Origin of the sequence: Streptomyces bottropensis ATCC 25435 (genome assembly GCF_000383595.1) — a bacterium.
Taxonomy (GTDB): Bacteria; Actinomycetota; Actinomycetes; order Streptomycetales; family Streptomycetaceae; genus Streptomyces; species Streptomyces bottropensis.
Window position 1 is genome coordinate 7,976,913 of the sequence record NZ_KB911581.1, and the last position, 17,734, is coordinate 7,994,646.

Annotated in this window: 12 protein-coding genes; 7 read left to right on the forward strand and 5 right to left on the reverse strand. The window is 72.6% G+C overall.

Annotated features, from left to right (window positions below; genetic code table 11):
• Positions 1-43: 43 nt before the first annotated feature.
• From STRBO_RS0135270 to STRBO_RS0135280, 3 genes are all read right to left on the reverse strand, one after another.
• On the reverse strand, positions 44-1,564 hold the full coding sequence (locus tag STRBO_RS0135270) for a DUF5719 family protein (RefSeq protein ID WP_005485670.1): 1,521 nt from the start codon (positions 1,562-1,564) through the stop codon (positions 44-46).
• Positions 1,561-5,208, reverse strand: coding sequence for a glycosyltransferase family 2 protein (locus tag STRBO_RS0135275; protein ID WP_086016373.1), 3,648 nt, complete (start codon positions 5,206-5,208; stop codon positions 1,561-1,563). The genes STRBO_RS0135270 and STRBO_RS0135275 overlap by 4 nt, the downstream gene beginning before the upstream one ends.
• 202 nt (positions 5,209-5,410) lie before the next feature.
• The gene (locus tag STRBO_RS0135280) at positions 5,411-5,674 is read right to left on the reverse strand and encodes a WhiB family transcriptional regulator (protein WP_003975777.1); all 264 of its coding nucleotides are present in this window, start codon (positions 5,672-5,674) and stop codon (positions 5,411-5,413) included.
• A gap of 718 nt (positions 5,675-6,392) precedes the next feature.
• On the opposite strand from STRBO_RS0135280, the gene STRBO_RS0135285 reads away from it, so the two are divergent.
• The 4 genes from STRBO_RS0135285 to STRBO_RS0135300 all read left to right on the forward strand — a co-directional run bounded on the left by STRBO_RS0135285 (position 6,393) and on the right by STRBO_RS0135300 (position 10,455).
• A complete protein-coding gene (locus tag STRBO_RS0135285; protein WP_005485680.1) occupies positions 6,393-6,926 on the forward strand; it encodes a cysteine dioxygenase in 534 nt (177 codons plus the stop codon).
• Positions 6,927-6,999: 73 nt separating this feature from the next.
• The gene (gene cofD / locus STRBO_RS0135290) at positions 7,000-7,983 is read left to right on the forward strand and encodes a 2-phospho-L-lactate transferase (RefSeq protein ID WP_020115591.1); all 984 of its coding nucleotides are present in this window, start codon (positions 7,000-7,002) and stop codon (positions 7,981-7,983) included.
• Positions 7,980-9,302, forward strand: a complete 1,323-nt coding sequence (locus tag STRBO_RS0135295; protein WP_005485683.1) for a coenzyme F420-0:L-glutamate ligase — start codon at positions 7,980-7,982, stop codon at positions 9,300-9,302. The genes cofD and STRBO_RS0135295 overlap by 4 nt, the downstream gene beginning before the upstream one ends.
• Before the next feature lie 151 nt (positions 9,303-9,453).
• Entirely contained in the window at positions 9,454-10,455 is a 1,002-nt protein-coding gene (locus tag STRBO_RS0135300; RefSeq protein ID WP_005485684.1) for a DNA-3-methyladenine glycosylase family protein, read from the forward strand.
• A 97-nt stretch (positions 10,456-10,552) separates the two neighbouring features.
• Here STRBO_RS0135300 and manB read toward each other — a convergent pair whose 3' ends face one another.
• Together manB and STRBO_RS0135310 are read right to left on the reverse strand one after the other, a co-directional pair.
• Positions 10,553-11,635 (reverse strand): mannose-1-phosphate guanylyltransferase, encoded by a 1,083-nt coding sequence (gene manB, locus STRBO_RS0135305; RefSeq protein ID WP_005485687.1) that lies wholly within the window; start codon positions 11,633-11,635, stop codon positions 10,553-10,555.
• Positions 11,636-11,899: 264 nt separating this feature from the next.
• Entirely contained in the window at positions 11,900-13,342 is a 1,443-nt protein-coding gene (locus STRBO_RS0135310; protein WP_020665658.1) for a peptidoglycan recognition protein family protein, read from the reverse strand.
• A gap of 120 nt (positions 13,343-13,462) precedes the next feature.
• Here STRBO_RS0135310 and STRBO_RS0135315 point away from each other — a divergent pair, with 120 nt between their 5' ends.
• From STRBO_RS0135315 to STRBO_RS0135325, 3 genes are all read left to right on the forward strand, one after another.
• Entirely contained in the window at positions 13,463-14,218 is a 756-nt protein-coding gene (locus STRBO_RS0135315) for a TIGR03089 family protein (protein ID WP_005485690.1), read from the forward strand.
• Positions 14,219-14,535: 317 nt separating this feature from the next.
• Positions 14,536-15,726, forward strand: a complete 1,191-nt coding sequence (locus tag STRBO_RS0135320; RefSeq protein ID WP_005485691.1) for an LCP family protein — start codon at positions 14,536-14,538, stop codon at positions 15,724-15,726.
• A 245-nt stretch (positions 15,727-15,971) separates the two neighbouring features.
• Complete coding sequence (locus STRBO_RS0135325; RefSeq protein ID WP_005485693.1) at positions 15,972-17,726, forward strand: LCP family protein; 1,755 nt, start codon at positions 15,972-15,974, stop codon at positions 17,724-17,726.
• The last annotated feature ends 8 nt before the right edge of the window (positions 17,727-17,734 follow it).

Below are 17,734 nucleotides of genomic sequence, written 5' to 3' on the forward strand. Positions count from 1 at the left end.
GGTGGGGGCTCTCGCGCGGTTCCTCGTGCCCCTGGCCCGGCAGCTACCTCTGCAGGATCGACAGGTCCTGTCCGGCCTTCGGGACTGCCACTGTTCCCCGGTCGTCCGGGAGGGTCTGGATCGTGAAGGCGGGGATCGTGTCCAGCTTGGACGCGAGGGTGCGGGAGGCGTAGACGGGGCCGCCGGAGACCGGCTCGACCGTGAGGGCGTAGGTGCCCTTGAGGCCGGTGGGGGCGGGCATGTCGACGTGCTGGGTGGTGCCTGCCTTGATCGTGAAGGTCTTGGTCGTGGCCTCGCCGCCGCCGCTGCCGGCGGACGCGGTGACCTTGACCTTCGCCGTGCCGGTCGGGGCGGTGAGGGCGAGGGTCGTGCCCTTGGCGCGGTTGTCGGTGACCGTGGCGCGCGCGCCGACCGAGCGGGTCGCCGGGATGAAGGCCGTCTCCTGGTTGTCGCCCTTGCCGCGGACGACGCGGAGCGCGGCCACCACCGGGACCGGCCGACCGGTGGGGGTGAGGAAGAGGGAGCCGTCCTCGCCCCGGGTGATGTCACCCAGATCGGCGGAGGCGGTCATGCCCGCCTTGACGTGCAGTGTCTCGTTGCCGGCCGGGGTGATCGGGCCGCCCGGCGAGGCGAGGCGGAGCTTGAGGTCGGCGTCGGTGTCGCCCGGGGTGAAGGCGACGAGGGTCACGGAGGTCGCGTCCTTCGGAATGCCGGGGAGGACCAGGCTGCCGGCCGGGTCGGCCGCCGAGGCGAGCCAGTCGCCGCCCAGCTTGTCGTCGAGGGCCTGGACCGCGGCGGCGACCCGGCCACTGCGGACGCTGACGTGGACCGTGAGGTCCGCCTCCTTCGCCGTGGCGAGCGTCGACAGCAGGACCGGCTCGGCGGCGCGGGGCTGGACCGTGATGCCGTCCCCCACCGTCGACTTCAGGGCGCCGTTCTTGCCGTACAGCTCGATGTCGACGACGGCCGCCGAGTCGTCCGGGTTGACGAGGTGGACGTAGTCGGTGCGCCCCGCGGCCGTGCTGGCGCCCGGGAACCAGAACTCCGTGTCCGGGGCGGTGCAGTTGACGCCGAGCAGACCGCGGCCGGTGCCGGCGGCGACCTCGGTGGTCTCCTGGACCGTCCAGCCGGGTGCGAATCTCCCCTCGGCCGTGCCGATCAGCGCGGGGGAGTCGCCGCCGTCGGTGCTGCCGGTGACGGGCTTGCCGGGCTCCTTGGCCTCGACGACGGGCTTGGCGGCCTTGCCCTTGTCGCCCTCTCCTCCCTTGTCGCTCCCGTCCCCCTTGCCGGGGTCCGTCGACTGCCCGCCCGCCGCGACGAGTTCGGCGCCGCCCTCACCGCCGGTGCCCTTGGTGACGGGGGTGAAGGACGTGTACGCGGTCTCCGCCAGATCCGAGGTGCTCGGCTGGGGGCAGAGCAGGCTCGTGCGCTGCACAGGCAGTTGGGCGGCCGCCTTCGCGGTGGTCCCGCCGCCGGAGGTGTCGGGGGCGCTGAGCACGGCGAAGCCGGTGACGGCGGCGAGGGCGGTCGCGCCGGCGATCAGGGACAGGGTCTGGCGGTTCACTGCTGGCTCCCGTCGGGGCGCTCACTGTCGGCGCCGGTGCCGTGCGACGGGTCGTACGTCGCGTCGTAGCCCTGGGTGTACGTCTGGTCGTACGAGCCCGTGGTGCCCCCGTAGGTGGCGTACGGGTCGTACTGGCCGCCCTGGTAGGGGTCGGCCTGGTACTGCTGCTGGTCGTACGTGCCCGCCGGGTACTGCTGCTGGGCGCTCTGGTACTGCTGGTCGTACTGGCCGTACCCGGCGCCCGCGCCCGCGTGGGTCGGCGTTTCCCACGCCCCATGAGGCTGCTGCTGCGGGACGGGGGCGGCGACCGGCGCCTCCTCCGGAGGGGCGGGCAGGCCGAGGCCGGTGGACTGTGCGGCCTCGGCGTCGGCCTCGGCCTCGGCCTGGGCGCGCAGGCGGCGGGCGCGGCGGCCGTCGCCGGTGACGTCCTGGGCGGGTACGGCGACGGGCTCGTCGGGGAGGTCGTCGTCGACGTCCCGGCGGCGGCCCGGCAGGGCGAGGACCACGAGGACGAGGGCGAGCGCGCCCTGGGCCCACAGCCGGCCGGTGTGGCTGACGGGTGCGTCGAAGGTGACGTCCAGCCTGCCGCCGTCCACGGGCAGCTGGAAGCCCTGGGCCCAGCCGTCGACCGTGGTCGGGGTGAGCGGCTTGCCGTCGAGGGTGGCGGTCCAGGACTCGTCGGCGGTGTCGGCGAGGCGCAGGACGCGGCCCGAGCCGCCGGCCGGGAGGGTGGTGTGCACCTCGACGGGGCCCGCGGCGACCGCCTTCGGGGTGCCGGAGGCGGCCTCGACGGTGACACGGGCGACCTGGCGGTCCACCCGCCACAGGGCGCTGCCGTCCTGCTGGCTGAGGCGGCTCAGGCCGGGGGTGGCGTCCAGGACGCGGCTGACCTCGCGGGGGGAGCCGGGGCGGACGAGGACGTAGCGCACGGCGAAGCCGCCGAGTTCGTCGCTCTGGTCGGCGCCGGAGCCCGCCACGAGGTTGGCGACGACCTTGTCGAGCTGCTTGTTCTCCCCCGCGGCGGCCGTGAGTTCGGCGTCGCCGAGGCGGACGCCGGAGCCGCGGACCAGGGTGTAGCCGACCTCGGCGGTGGAGTCGCTGTCGAGGACCAGCGTGCGGGCCTGGTCTCGGGTGCCGCTCTCCTCGGCGACGAACGCGGGCACCTGGACGGGGTCCCGGCGCTCCACGGGGCCGTCGGCGCCGCCGAGCACCCAGCCGGCGGCGGCCAGCAGCGGGCCGACGGCGGCGGCCAGCGCGATGAGCACGGCCACCGGCTGCCGCCAGCCGAAGCTCTGTTCGGCCACGCGGTGGCGGGCGCCGTCCGCGCCGAGCACGGCGGCGGCGAGGAGGGCGATGCCGTAGACGAGGGTCGAGGGTCCGGCCCAGGTGGAGCCGTTCGAGAGGACCGCGAGGACAAGGGCCACCAGGGCGGCTGTCCATGCGGTCCGGATCGCCGGCCCGCGCTCCGTGCGCAGCAGGGCGGCCAGCGCCGCGAGGACGACGCCGATGAGGGTCAGCCCGCCGACCGTGCCGGGTCCGCCGGGGCTGATGCCGAGCAGATCGGTCGCCGAGGCCGAGCTCCCGCCGTACTCCAGACCGGCCTCCTCGAAGAAGCCGAACGGCAGCAGCGTCAGCGACCAGGGGGCGAGCATCAGCAGCGGGGTGCCCAGCTGGGCGACGAAGCGAGGGCCGTAGGCGGTGATCTCGCGGCGGCGCACGACGAGGACCCCGAGGCCGAGGAGCAGCGCGAGGGGCCAGACAACAGGGGTGAACGCCGTGGTGATCGTCAGCAGCAGCGCGTACGCCCAGGTGGCACGCCAGCTGCCGCGCGCGCCCGTGCGGTTGGTGAGGCCGCCGGCCGCGGCGCCCGCGCGGGCGACGAGGGGCAGCAGGACCGCGAGGACGGCGGTGCCGATGCGGCCGGTGGCGAGCGCGCCGGTGACGGCGGGCAGGAAGGCGTACACGACGGCCGCCCAGGCCCGCAGCAGCCGGGACTCGACCAGGGAGCGGGAGGCGAAGTAGGCGGTGAAGCCGGCCAGGGGCACGGAGGCCACGAGGAGCACGGTGACCGCGAGTTCGGCGGAGCCGAACAGCAGGGAGCCGAGCATGGCCACGATCGCCAGATACGGCGGCGCGGCCTCGGCGCCGCCCGCGCCGACCGGATGCCAGCCGTCCAGGTAGCGCGACCACAGCGCGGCGGAGTCGGCGGGGGCGGGCAGCAGGGTGCCGCCCGCGAGCGCGCCGCCGCCGAGCAGCTCACGGCAGGCGGCCAGCGAGGCGAGCAGCAGCAGGGCGAAGAGCACGGGCCCGGGTGCGCGCGCGACGCGCTTGAGCCGGGCGAACTGCTCGACCTGCAGGAAGTCGGCGTCGTCGTCACCGGGTCCGGACTCGACCGCGCCGCCGTGCCGTCCGGCCTGGGTGGTCTCGGCGTCGGCGTTGCCGAACAGGTCGCCCGCGACCTGTTCGACGGTGGCCCGGACGGTCGCGCCGGGGGGCGGGAACAGCGGGCGCAGCTCGCCCTTGTCGAGCTGCGAACGGCCTCGTCTGCGCCGCCCGGCGATGATCCGCTCGGGGCGCAGCAGCGTGCTCAGCAGACCGCGGATCTCGTCGACGGCCTGTCCGGGGACCTTGCCGACGAGGTAGGCGACGGTCCTGAGCAGGGTGCCGAGGACGATGCGCAGCAGCACCCAGGGCAGCTGGGCCGTACGGGAGTTGACGAGGAGGGTGTAGACCGCGCCGGCCTTGTCGACCATGTGCGGGGAGGCGGCGCTGCGGCCCACGCAGTCGACGGTGCGGCGCTCGCGCGAGGCCGCCTCGGCGTGCCGTACGACGGCTTCGGGGGCGACGAGGACGCGGTGCCCGGCGGTGGTCGCGCGCCAGCACAGGTCGATGTCGTCACGCATGAGGGGCAGGCGGCGGTCGAAGCCGCCCAGTTCCTCGAAGACGTCGCGGCGGATCAGCATGCCGGCGGTGGACACGGCGAGGCTGGGCTTGACGTGGTCGTGCTGGCCCTGGTCCTGCTCGCGGCGGTCCAGGCCGGTCCAGCGGCGGCCCGAGTCGGCGATGGTGACGCCGACCTCCAGGAGCTGTCGGCGGTCGTACCAGCCGCGCAGCTTGGGGCCGACGACGGCGACGTCGTCGCGGCCCAGTTCGTGTTCGTTCTCCACGACGCGCAGCAGCTGGGCGAGGGCGTCGGGCTCGGGGGCGCAGTCGTCGTGCAGCAGCCACAGCCACTGGACCGGTTCTCCGTGGGGGAGCTCCGGCAAGTCGTACGCGTCGTCGCGCCAGCTGCGGGTCACCGGGTCCCAGCCGCTGGGTCGCCTGAGGTACGCCAGGTCGTCCTGGGTGAGGACGCCCGCGGTGCGGTTGGCCTCCTCGACGGCCTGGCCGAAACCGGTGCGTCGGGCGAGGTGCAGGACGCGGTCGGCGCCGAGGGCGTCGGAGAGGAGCTGGGCGGATTCGTCCGCGCTGCCGGTGTCGGCCGCCATGGCGCTCTGGACGGGGCGCTCCTGGCCGAGCAGTCCGGCGAGCGCGTCGGGCAGCCAGCGGGCGCCGTCGTGCGCGACGAGGACCGCGGTCACCACATGACGTGGGAACTCAGGAGCGGCGTCCTGGTGAGCTGAGGTGTGGCTGTGCACGGACATCGAGGTACGGGCCCCGGTTCGATGGACTGCGGTGGACGTCTGTGTCCGGCGGGGACAGCGGGACGTCTCGGACGAGGGCCCACACTAACGGCTGAGCAGCACGGCGGCCCGCCGCCTGTGGACAACCCACGTGCGACGGGCCGTACATGTTCGGTTATCGCTGTTCGACTGTTCCGGGACGGGTCAGGTGCTCCGGGACGGGTCAGACGGCCGCCTTCTTCAGGCGGCGGCGCTCGCGCTCCGACAGGCCGCCCCAGATACCGAACCGCTCGTCGTTGGCGAGGGCGTACTCAAGGCATTCGGAGCGGACCTCGCAGGCGAGGCAGACCTTCTTGGCCTCACGGGTCGAGCCGCCCTTCTCGGGGAAGAAGGACTCGGGATCGGTCTGGGCGCACAGCGCGCGCTCCTGCCAGCCGAGTTCTTCGTCCGCGTCGTCGACCAGCAGTTGCTGCACGAGCTCGGTCATGTGCGCCCCTCGTCCGTCTTTCGCGTCCCCGTCGTGCGGCCGTTACCGATTTCGGCTGAACGACACGAGTGAAATTACAAGTGTGCTGCTACGGGCGAGTCAAGCCGAGATCTGCTATTGAGCCCCTTATTCACTCTGCGGAACCAAGGCTATGCGGAAAGTGTTCAAATCGGCATAAACCTGACAGCAGCCCGACGACAGGCGGGAGTTCCGGAGGGGGGTCTCCCTCCCTTACGGGAAGAGACGCCCAGGAGTTCGATCTCGTTCCGACTCGTTCGAGCCGACTCGCTCCGGACGCACCCACGACCCTCCACGCGCACGTGCCGACGGCTTGCCCGGTTGGACGCCATGTCTCCCCGACACCCGGGGCACAAACCTTTCACCGCGCGGATGCACCGAAAGAGGTGAATCGGCATCCACATACCGGACGGGAAGTTGACAGCGGAGGTGTGAACCGCTGTGCTGGTGGGCATGCTCGCGAACTTGGCACTCACCTCGACCCGCTCCGCCGGGTCCCTCGGTGCTGCTCGCTGTCGCTGTAGCTGTTGCTGTCCCGGCTGTTGAGCCTCACGCGCTCCGGCTGCCACTGAGCCCGTCCCGGCTCGGCCGCTGCCCCCTTTCGCCCGGAGACCGGGCACCCGCCCCGTCCGCGACCCACGCGGACGGCAGGTGACACCCCGCCTTCCCCCACGCACTCCGTCGAGGACCTCCCCACTTCATGAACAGCGACAGCGACCTCCAGATCGCCGGCGACCTTCTCGAAGTACCGCACCTCCTCCAGGCGCCGCGCCAACACCCGGTCACCGTGGCCGAGTTCGCCGGGCTGGCCCGCTCGCTCGCCGAGGACCGCTCCCGGTGGGAGCACCTCGTCGAGTACGACGCCACCACACGCTGGTACCACCGGCTGCTGACCGGTCCCGGCTACGAGGTGTGGCTGCTGTCGTGGCTGCCGGGGCAGGGCACCGGGCTGCACGACCACGGGGGCTCCTCCGGCGTACTGACGGTGCTCGACGGCACGCTGACCGAGCACACCGACCGGGGCACGCGCGTGCTCGGCGCGGGCGCGGCGGGGGTCTCCCCGCTCGAACGAGGCCGAGAGTGGGGGAGGGTGTTCGCGCCGGGTTACGCGCACGAGGTCGTCAACGACACGCTGGAACCGGCCGTCAGTCTGCACGTCTACTACCCGGGCCTGACGGACATGCCGATGCACCCGAAGACCTGCGCGGCGGCGACGGCGGCCGTCACGGCGTGAGCGCGGACGCCGGAAACCGGCCGTGGTCGCGGGCGGGCGACCCGATGTCCGACCCGCCTGCGAGACTGCTCCCATGCGCATTGTGGTTCTGGCAGGCGGCATCGGTGGTGCCCGGTTCCTGCGCGGTCTGAAGCGGGCCGCGCCGGACGCGGACATCACGGTCGTCGGCAACACGGGGGACGACATCCACCTCTTCGGGCTGAAGGTCTGCCCGGACCTCGACACGGTGATGTACACGCTCGGCGGCGGCATCGACGAGGAGCAGGGCTGGGGCCGGGCCGACGAGACCTTCCACCTCAAGGAGGAGCTCGCGGCGTACGGCGTCGGGCCGGAGTGGTTCGGGCTCGGTGACCGGGACTTCGCCACGCACATCGTGCGGACGCAGATGATCAGCGCCGGGTATCCGCTGAGCGCCGTCACCGAGGCGCTGTGCGACCGGTGGAAGCCGGGGGTGCGGCTCATCCCGATGACCGACGACCGCGTCGAGACCCATGTCGCCGTCGCGGTGCCCGACAGCGACTCGGCCGCGGGGTCCGGCGAGCGCAGGGCGATCCACTTCCAGGAGTACTGGGTGCGGCTGCGGGCCTCCGTGCCGGCCGAGGCGATCGTGCCGGTCGGGGCCGAGCAGGCGAAGCCGGCGCCCGGGGTCCTGGAGGCGCTCGCCGAGGCGGACGTGATCCTCTTCCCGCCGTCCAACCCGGTGGTCTCCATCGGCACCATCCTCGCCGTGCCCGGTATCCGGGAGGCGATCGCGGAGGCCGGGGTGCCGGTCGTGGGCCTCTCCCCCATCGTCGGCGACGCGCCCGTGCGCGGTATGGCCGACAAGGTCCTCGCCGCCGTCGGCGTGGAGTCCACGGCCGCGGCCGTGGCCGAGCACTACGGCTCGGGGCTGCTGGACGGCTGGCTCGTCGACACGGTCGACGCGGGCGTCGTCGAGCGCGTGGAGAGCGCCGGGATCCGGTGCCGGGCCGTGCCGCTGATGATGACCGACCTGGACGCGACGGCGGAGATGGCCCGCGAGGCGCTGGCACTCGCGGAGGAGGTACGGGGAGCGTGAGCGAGCGGAGCGGGGCGACGCCCGGCGCCGGATACCGGGTCTGGGCCCTGGACGGCATCCCCGAGGTGCGGGAGGGGGACGACCTCGCCAAGCTGATCGCCGCGGCCGAGCCGGGGCTGGCCGACGGGGACGTGCTGCTCGTCACCTCGAAGATCGTGTCCAAGGCGGAGGGGCGCGTCGTCGAGGCCGTCGACCGCGAGGCCGCGATCGACGCCGAGACCGTACGGGTGGTCGCGCGGCGCGGGGCGTTGCGGATCGTGGAGAACCGGCAGGGGCTGGTCATGGCCGCCGCCGGGGTCGACGCCTCCAACACCCCCGCCGGGACCGTGCTGTTGCTGCCCGAGGACCCCGACGCCTCCGCGCGGGCGATCCGGGACGGCGTCCGGGACGCGCTCGGCGTCGAGGTCGGGGTCGTCGTCACCGACACCTTCGGGCGGCCCTGGCGCAGCGGGCTGACGGATGTCGCCATCGGCGCGGCCGGTGTGCGCGTCCTCGACGACCTGCGGGGCGGCACCGACGCGCACGGCAATCCGCTGAGCGCCACCGTCGTCGCCACCGCCGACGAGCTGGCCGGCGCCGGCGATCTGGTGAAGGGCAAGGCCGCCGGGCTGCCCGTCGCCGTCGTCCGCGGCCTGGGGCACGTGGTGGCCGAGGACGACGGCGAGGGGACGCGGGCCCTGGTGCGGGGCGCTCGGGACGACATGTTCCGGCTCGGCACCTCCGAGGCCGTACGGCTGGCGGTGACGCAGCGGCGTACGGTCCGGGCGTTCACGGACGAGCCGGTCGATCCCGGGGCGGTGCGGCGGGCCGTGGCCGCGGCGGTGACCGCGCCGGCGCCGCACCACACGACTCCGTGGCGGTTCGTGCTGCTGGAGTCCGAGGAGTCGCGGGTGCGGCTGCTCGACGCCATGCGGGACGCGTGGATCGCGGACCTGCGGCGGGACGGCAAGAGCGAGGAGTCCGTCGCGAAGCGGGTGCGGCGCGGGGACGTGCTGCGCCACGCGCCGTATCTGGTGGTGCCGTGTCTGGTGATGGACGGGTCGCACTCCTACGGGGACGCGCGGCGGGACGCGGCCGAGCGGGAGATGTTCGTCGTCGCGGCCGGCGCCGGGGTGCAGAACTTCCTCGTCGCGCTGGCCGGGGAGCGGCTGGGCTCCGCCTGGGTGTCGTCCACGATGTTCTGCCGGGATGTCGTGCGGGAGGTTCTGGGGCTGCCGCAGGGGTGGGACCCGATGGGGGCGGTGGCCGTGGGGCATGCGGCCGTCGCGCCTGCGGCGCGGGCCGAGAGGGATGCGGAGGCTTTTGTCGAGGTGCGGTGAGGTGAGGGACTGTGCGCCTGCCGTTCGGGGTGATTTCGGTCAGTGGGCGGGTGCGGGTGCGTCGTGACTGATCGCGCAGTTCGCCGCGCCCCTCGAAACGTGCGGGCCCTCTAGGCTCATAGGGCACCGCATCTCTGACTAGGACCTTCTTGTGGCCGGACGTTTTCCTCAGCGGCCCACCCGTACGACCGTGCGGGGTGGGCATGTCGCCGTGCCCGGTGGGGTGCCTCGGCAGGCCGTGGCGGCGGGGAAGCGGCGGACCTGGGTGCCGGAGGGGCCGCTCGACCTGGGGCTCGTGCTGGGACCGCTGCGTAGGGGGCCCCAGGACCCGACCTTCCGGGCCGTGCCGGACGGGTCCGTGTGGCGGACGAGCCGGACGCCGGTGGGGGCCGGGACGCTGCGGGTCGCCGTGCGGGGCGGGGCCGTCGAGGCGGAGGCGTGGGGGCCCGGGGGCGAGTGGCTGCTCGACCGGGTGCCGTCGCTGCTCGGGGCGTCGGACGAGCCGGACACCTTCGTGCCCCGGCACCGGGTCGTCGCGATGGCCTGGCGGCGGCGGCCGGGGTTGCGGCTGACGCGGACCGGGCTGGTGCTGGAGTCGTTGATCCCGTCGGTGCTGGAGCAGAAGGTCACGACGGACGAGGCGTATCGGGCGTGGCGGTTGCTCGTACGGAAGTTCGGGGAGCCGGCGCCGGGGCCCGTGCCTCCGGGGATGTTCGTGATGCCCTCGGTCCGGGAGTGGGCGTTGATTCCGTCCTGGGAGTGGCATCGGGCCGGGGTCGACGACAAGCGGGCGTCGACGATTCTGCGGGCGGTGCGGGTGGCGGGGCGGCTGGAGGAGGCCGTGGGGATGTCGCCGGTGGAGGCGCGGGCTCGGTGGGAGTTGGTGCCGGGGATCGGGCCGTGGACCTCGGCGGAGACGGTGCAGCGCAGTCATGGGGCGGCGGATGAGGTGACCGTGGGAGATCTGCATCTGCCGGGGATCGTGGGGTTCGTGCTGGCGGGGGACCGGGATGCGGACGACTCGGTGATGCTGTCGTTGTTGGAGCCGTATGCGGGGCAGCGGCATCGGGCAGCTCGGTTGATTCTGTTGTCCGGGCGGGGGCCGGCTCGGCGGGCGCCGCGGATGCCGCGGGGGGATATCGGGCGCCTGTAGTTTCAGGTGCTGCGCCCCTTCGACTCCCTTCGCCCCCCATGTGCCCGCCCGATGGGTCTCGTCGCGCACCGGGCCCACGGTCGGAGTCGTCCGGCACTCACTGGTCCGACGAGAAGCGGAGCGCCCCCGTGGGGATCTGGGCGTCGCACCAGACTCGGACTCCTGTGCGCAGTTCGTTGTCGGCGCCGATGATCGCGCCGTCGCCGATGACGGCGCCGGTGAGGATGGAGCGTTCGCCGATGCGGGCGCGGGCGCCGATGAGGGAGTCGGTGATGACCGCGCCGGGTTCGACGACCGCGCCGGCCAGGACCGTGCTGCCGAAGACGCGGGCGCCCTCGCCGACGAACGCGCCCTCGCCCACCACCGTGCCGCCGGTCAGCTTGGCGTCGCCCGCGACCCGGGCGGTGGGCAGGACGAGGCGGTCGCCGCAGCGGCCGGGGACGGCGGGGGACGGGGCGCGGCCGAGGACGAGGTCCGCCGAGCCGCGGACGAAGGCCGCGGGGGTGCCGAGGTCCAGCCAGTACGTCGAGTCGACCATGCCCTGCAGATGGGCGCCCGCCGCCAGCAGGTCCGGGAACGTCTCGCGTTCCACCGAGACCGGACGGCCCGCCGGGATCGTGTCGATGACCGAGCGGCGGAAGACGTACGCCCCCGCGTTGATCTGGTCGGTGACGATCTCCTCGGGGGTCTGGGGCTTTTCGAGGAAGGCGAGGACCTTGCCCGTCTCGTCGGTGGGGACGAGGCCGTAGGCGCGCGGGTCGGTCACCTGGGTCAGGTGGAGGGAGACGTCCGCGCCGGTCCTCTCGTGGGTGGCGACCAGGCGGCGGATGTCGAGGCCGGTGAGGATGTCGCCGTTGAAGACGAGGACCGGGTCCTCGGGACCGGAGTGGAGGTGCGAGGCGGCGTTGCGGATGGCGCCGCCCGTACCCAGGGGTTCCTCCTCCGTGACGTACTCCAGGTGGAGGCCGAGGGCGGAGCCGTCGCCGAAGTGGGGTTCGAAGACCTCGGCCAGATAGGAGGTGGCGAGAACTATGTGGTCGACGCCCGCGGCTCTGGCTCTCGCCAACTGGTGGGTGAGGAAGGGGACTCCGGCCGCCGGGACCATGGGCTTGGGAGTGTGCACCGTGAGCGGACGCAGCCGGGTGCCTCTGCCGCCGACCAGGAGGATCGCTTCTGTCACCTGTCGTCTCTGCTTCCTGCCGGGACCGGCCGAACTGTCATTCGACCGGCCAGTCTATGCAGACCGTTCCATGGCGCCTTCGCGGCCGTGCGGTGGTGGGCCCGTCGACGTGCGGTGAGGCGCGTCGGCGGTGAAGTCGGTCGAGGGCGCGGCGTGCGCGCCCTCGGGTCGTGCTGCGTGTCGGGTCCGGGGTACCCCCGGCGGGTCACCGGATTCCGATCGGGGCTCGCACCCCGCATTTCCCCTCGCCCTGCCGCCGCCCCGCTATCGGCCTTGATAGCGGGCGGCGTCCGTGCGGGCCGTACCGAGCTTTCCGTAAAGGCGCCCCCCCGGGCACTCGGTCGCGAACCCGTCACGGTGGCCGGAGATCACGTGCAGTAGTACCTTCTTACCTTTTGCGTAGAGATTGCCACCACCCGAAGTGAGATAGGTCTTGCCCTTGGGGTTCGCTCCGTAAAGACCGAGTTTCCAGGCGGTTAGTTGCGCGATTCCCTTCACCGCCACCGCGGGCGGCTTGGTGGTGCCGTAGCTGCCGATGACCGCGACACCCATGCTGTTCGTGTTGAAGCCGAGGGTGTGCGCCCCCATGACGGCCTTCGCGACACCACCCGCGCGTCCCTCGTAGATGTTTCCGCACTTGTCGACGAGGAAGTTGTAGCCGATGTCCCGCCAGCCGCTGCTCACGACGTGGTAGCGGTAGATACTGCGGATGACGGAAGGGGCCTGCGCGCACTTGTAGTTGTTGCCCGACGCCGTGTGGTGCACGAAGGCCGCGCTGACCCGCGTGGTGTAGCGGAAGTCGCGCTCGCGCAGCTTCTCGTCGGCGCCCCAGCCGGCTCGTGTGACGATGCGGGGGCGCGGTCCGATGAACGGCTTCACCCCGGGCACCACGTTCGCCAGCCGCTCCTCCGTCTCCTTGCGCGACAGCGCCGGGATCGAGGTGGCGCCGAGCGGCGCGAGGTCGGCGTTGACGGCGGAGGCGGCGGCCGACTCGGCGGTCAGGGTGCCCAGCCGCGGCGCGTCCACGGGGGTGCCGACGGGCGGGGGGTCGGCCGCGTGCACGGCGCTCGGCCCCGCGGCGCCCTCCAGGGTGCCGGAGCCGGGGTCGACCAGTTCGAGACGTAGGCCGTCCGGGAGCGTCTGGACGCCCGGAGCGGTCGTACGGCCCTGGGTCTCGGCGCGCACGCGCACCTCGACGCCGTCGGAGTCGCCGACCCACAGCGGGGCGGTGGAGCCGCGCACGCGGCCCGAGTCGCGCTCGGCGGTGTCCGGGTCGGCGGCGTGCTCGTGGTTGTGCGTCTCCACGTCCTGCCAGCCGGACCAGCGGTCGGTGTCCCTGGCGCGGGTGCGGACCTGGACGCGGCCCTGGAGTTCGGTGTCCGGGTCGTCCCAGACGACACCGACCAGGGAGAAGGACCGTACGTCCCGCTTGCCGAGGCCCTGTTCGGCGGCGGCCGGGCCGAGGTGCCGGTCCGCGCCGAGGGGGAGGAGGGGGAGGGACTGGGTGCTGCCGGACGCGGGCGCGAGCGGGGCGGCCCGGGCCGGGGTCCGCGCCGGGGTCAGGGTCGCCGTGGAGGACGAGTCCGTCGGGGTCGCCGCGGATGCCGTCGCCGGGATTGCCGCCGGGAGAGCGAGTGCCGCCGCGCAGGTGACGCCGATCGAGGACGCGAGGAATCGTGATCTACGCATGCGTCCGATCCTGAACATAGTCATACATATCTGTCCATCGCGGAATTGACGGGCCGTCGGCCGTGCTCCGCCGAACCGGTGGCGATTCCGGTCCGCCCGGGGCCGCGGACGGGCGGGGCCGCACGTACGCTTACGCGGGTGAACGCCACCGACCGCACCCCTGCCGACCTGCTGCGATCCGCGCTGGCCGCGGATCCCGCGCGCCCCCTGGTGACCTTCTACGACGACGCCACGGGCGAGCGGGTCGAATTGTCCGTGGCCACCTTCGCCAATTGGGTGGCCAAGACCGCGAATCTTCTGCAGGGCGAGTTGTCCGCGGAGCCGGGTGACCGGGTCGCGCTGCTGCTGCCGGCGCACTGGCAGACGGCGGTGTGGCTGTTGGCGTGTTCGTCGGTGGGGGTGGTCGCCGAGGTCGGTGGGGATCCGGGGGCGGCGGACCTCGTGGTGAGCGGGCCGGACACGCTGGACGCGGCTCGGGCGTGCTCCGGGGAGCGGGTCGCTCTCGCGCTGCGGCCGCTCGGGGGGCGGTTCGCGCAGGTGCCGGACGGCTTCGCCGACTATGCCGTGGAGGTGCCGTCGCAGGGGGATCGGTTCGTGGCGTACGCGCCGGTGGATCCCGAGGAGACGGCGTTGGTCGTGGCGGGGCGGGAGTTCAGTGGGGCGGAGGTCGTGGAGCGGGCTCGGGCGGAGGCAGGGGGGCTCGGGCTGACGGGGCCCGGGTCACGGTTGTTGTCGGGGCTGGGGTACGACACGTGGGAGGGGCTGTCCGCGGGGTTGTACGGGCCGCTCGCGAGTGGGGGGTCCGTGGTGTTGTGCCGGCATCTTGGGGCGTTGGACGAGGATGCGCTGGCCAAGCGGATCGAGAGTGAGCGGGTCACTTCGACCGCGCGGTGACGCGTGGCGGGGGCCGGGGGCCGGGTGGCCGGGGGGCGCAGTGCGGTGGGGGTGGTCGGGCGGCTGCGGGATCACTGTGGTTGCTCGCGCAGTTCCCCGCGCCCCTTTGGGGCACGGCTGCCGCTCGGCCCCGTAGGGCAGCCCGGCCCCTGGCACCCGCCCCTCCCCCCTCACCCCCGCGAAACACGCCCCTTCCCCCAGTCGCCCCCGGAGCACCCCTCCCCCGTTCGGCCTAGTCCCGGCCGCCCCCGGGGCTTCTCGGGGGCCATCGTCGTAGGAGCAGCGACTCGCTCGTACGCCGTGAGGGGTGGCCGGAAGTGGACGACGTCGGAGGCAAGGTGGTGGGGCTGGGGCCCGGTGCGGGGGGCACGCCCACCGGGGCCGGGGCGCGGCGTCGGCGGCGGTGGGTGCGGTGGGTGGCCGGTGGGGCGGGGCTGGTGATCGTCGGGGCCGTGGGGGTGGGGTGGGCGGCGTACCGGAAGCTCGACGGGAACATCACGTCGGACCGGACGGCGGCGGACGAGCTGGCGCGGTACGAGAAGGAGCGGCCGACGGCGCTCGTGCGGGGCGCGCAGAACATCCTCGTGATCGGGTCGGACTCACGGGCGGGCAACGGCAACGGCGAGTACGGGCGGGACTCGGGGACCGAGCGGTCGGACACCACGATCCTGCTGCATCTCGCGGCCGACCGGCGGAGCGCGACCGCGGTGTCGCTGCCGCGGGACCTGATGGTGGAGGTGCCGAGCTGCCGGCGCGCGGACGGACGTCGTACGGAACCGGCCTTCACCCCGTTCAACTACGCGTTCCAGGCGGGTGGTTCGGCCTGCACCATCCGGACGGTCGAGCGGATGACCGATATCCGGATCGACCACCACGTCGTCGTGGACTTCAGCGGCTTCAAGAAGATGGTCGACGCCGTCGACGGGGTCGAGGTGTGCCTCGCCGCACCCATTCACGACAAACAGGCCGATCTGCGGCTGCCCGCGGGCCGGGTGAAGCTCAGCGGGGAACAGGCGCTGGGATACGTGCGGGCCCGCAAGTCGCTGGGGGACGGAAGCGACACGGAACGAATGGACCGGCAGCAGCGCTTCCTCGCGGCGCTGGCCGCGAAGGTGCGCGGCAACGAGGTCCTGCTGAATCCGGTGAAGCTCTATCCGGTCCTGGACGCGGCCACGTCCTCGCTCACCACGGATCCCGGGCTCGCGAGTCTGCGCGGGCTCTACGACCTTGTGCGCGGCCTGCGCACGATTCCCATGGAAAAGGTGCAATTCCTGACCGTTCCCAGGAAGTCGTATGCGTACGACGCCAATCGGGATGAGCTCGTCGAACCGGCGGCACAGAGACTTTTCGCACGACTGCGTACGGACGAACCCCTGGCGATCGCCCGGGAACTGCCGGGCGGGAAGCGGGAAGGGCATACGGAACAGCTTTCGGGAAGCCTCTCCGGGACACCGGATCCGATGCCGACTTTCCGCGGAAGTACGGCCGCGGAGGAGGACTGCGCGTGACCCCGAAGGGGTTCCGCAGGTAAAGCGCGCGTCAACACCAGGAACAAATGCTCTAGGAAATGGGCAGATTGCCCAGTTGTAGGGACGTGCAATTTGTCACCGCCGTCGCTTGACGCCTGATCGTGCGGCTAGTGTGAGCGATCCGGTGTGTCAGGCCTTCTCGGCCACACACCAGTTGTATCGAGACCCGAGCGTCCTTTGAGGGGGAAGGCGCCGCGTGGCCCCGACGGAGGAATCAGACAACCGTGGACGCGCAAGGCCGTGGGCGGGCGGACGACATCGACCCCGCAGATCAGTGGGTACTCAACCCGAGCACCGGTGAATACGAACTGCGACTGAGTCCTTCCGCACCGCAGTCGGCGGTACCGAGGCCGCGCAGGGCCGCTCCCGCCGCGGCGGGGGCCAGGGCGACGGCGAGCGCCTCGACGCGGTCCGCGTCGGCGGCCACGGACACCCGGGAGATCCCCGACACGCTGCCGGGACCCCGGCGCCGGCGGGGCACGCCCGAGGAGGACCCGCTGCCGGGCCGCCGGAGCGGCCGGGGCAAGTCCAAGGCCAAGCCCAGGAAGTCGACGGGCAAGCGGATCCTGGTGTGGACGGGCGGCACGCTCGCCTTCGTGCTGGTCGGCGTGAGCGGCGCGGCCTACCTCTACTACCAGCACCTCAACAACAACATCCAGAAGATCTCGGACGACGGGGCGAGCACCGGCGGCTTCAGCAAGGACCGGGCGATCAACCTGCTGGTGATCGGCACGGACAAGCGCACGGGCGCGGGCAACGAGAGCTACGGCGACAGGGAGAGCGTCGGCCACGCCGACACCACGATCCTGCTGCACGTCTCCAAGGACCGGACGAACGCGACCGCGATGAGCATCCCGCGCGACATGATCGTGGACATCCCGGTGTGCCCGACCGAGCAGGAGGACGGCTCGACCAAGGACATTCAGGGCACGCCCAACGTCCGGTTCAACACGAGCCTCGGTCAGGACGGCCGTACCCCGAGCTGCACCATGCGCACGGTCACCGAGCTGACCGGGATCAAGCCCGACCACTTCATGGTGGCCGACTTCAACGCGGTGAAGACGCTCTCCACGGCCATCGGCGGTGTCGAGGTCTGTCTGGCGAAGGACATCAAGGACTCCAAGTCCAAGCTGGACCTCAGCGCCGGCAAGCACACCATCCAGGGCGAGCAGGCGCTGGCGTTCCTGCGCACCCGCTACAGCGTGGGCCTCGGCAGCGACCTGAGCCGGATCGAGCTGCAGCAGCAGTTCCTCAGCTCGATGATCCGCCAGATGAAGTCGCAGGACACGCTCACCGACCCGACGAAGGTGGTGGACCTCGCCGAGGCCGCCACCAGCGCCCTGTCCGTCGACTCCAAGATCACCGACATCAAGAAGCTGGCCTCGCTCGGCCAGGAGGTCGGCAAGGTGAAGACGAAGAACATCACCTTCACCACCGTGCCGGTCATCGACAACACCGACGGCGCGACCGTGCTGCCCAAACCGGGCAAGGCCGAGCAACTGTTCTCGACGATCCGGGACGACGTCTCGCTCACCGAGGTGAAGAAGCAGGCCAAGGAGAAGGAGGCCGCGAAGCTCAAGGGCACGCGCGCCGACGCCTCCGAGGTCCGGGTCAGCGTCTACAACGGCGGTGCCGAGGCCGGCAGCGCACAGGCCACTCTCAGCTGGCTGCAGAATGATGTCGGCGTGACCAAGTCGAGCCAGCTCGGCAACGCCGACGAGACGTTGAAGAAGACGACCCTCGCGTACGACCCCGGCCAGGCCGACCAGGCGCGCAAGCTGGCCGACCTCATGGGTCTGTCCGCGTCCGCGCTGAAGCCCGGCAAGGGCAACAGCGAGACCAACGCCCAGGGACTGCCCTCGATGGTGCTGACCCTCGGCGAGGACTTCAAGGGAGCCGGGGTGCCGCTGAAAGCGACGTCGGCGGCGGACCTGGACGTCGAGAAGAACACCGCGGACAAGGAAAAGTGCGCCAGTTGATGACCTGA

Bases quoted from the DNA above. Each gene is read 5' to 3' on its own strand.
- STRBO_RS0135275 (WP_086016373.1), bottom strand. From the start codon at position 5,208: ATGTCCGTGCACAGCCACACCTCAGCTCACCAGGACGCCGCTCCTGAG.
- STRBO_RS0135280 (WP_003975777.1), bottom strand. From the start codon at position 5,674: ATGACCGAGCTCGTGCAGCAACTGCTGGTCGACGACGCGGACGAAGAA.
- STRBO_RS0135285 (WP_005485680.1), top strand. From the start codon at position 6,393: ATGAACAGCGACAGCGACCTCCAGATCGCCGGCGACCTTCTCGAAGTA.
- cofD (WP_020115591.1), top strand. From the start codon at position 7,000: ATGCGCATTGTGGTTCTGGCAGGCGGCATCGGTGGTGCCCGGTTCCTG.
- STRBO_RS0135310 (WP_020665658.1), bottom strand. From the start codon at position 13,342: ATGTTCAGGATCGGACGCATGCGTAGATCACGATTCCTCGCGTCCTCG.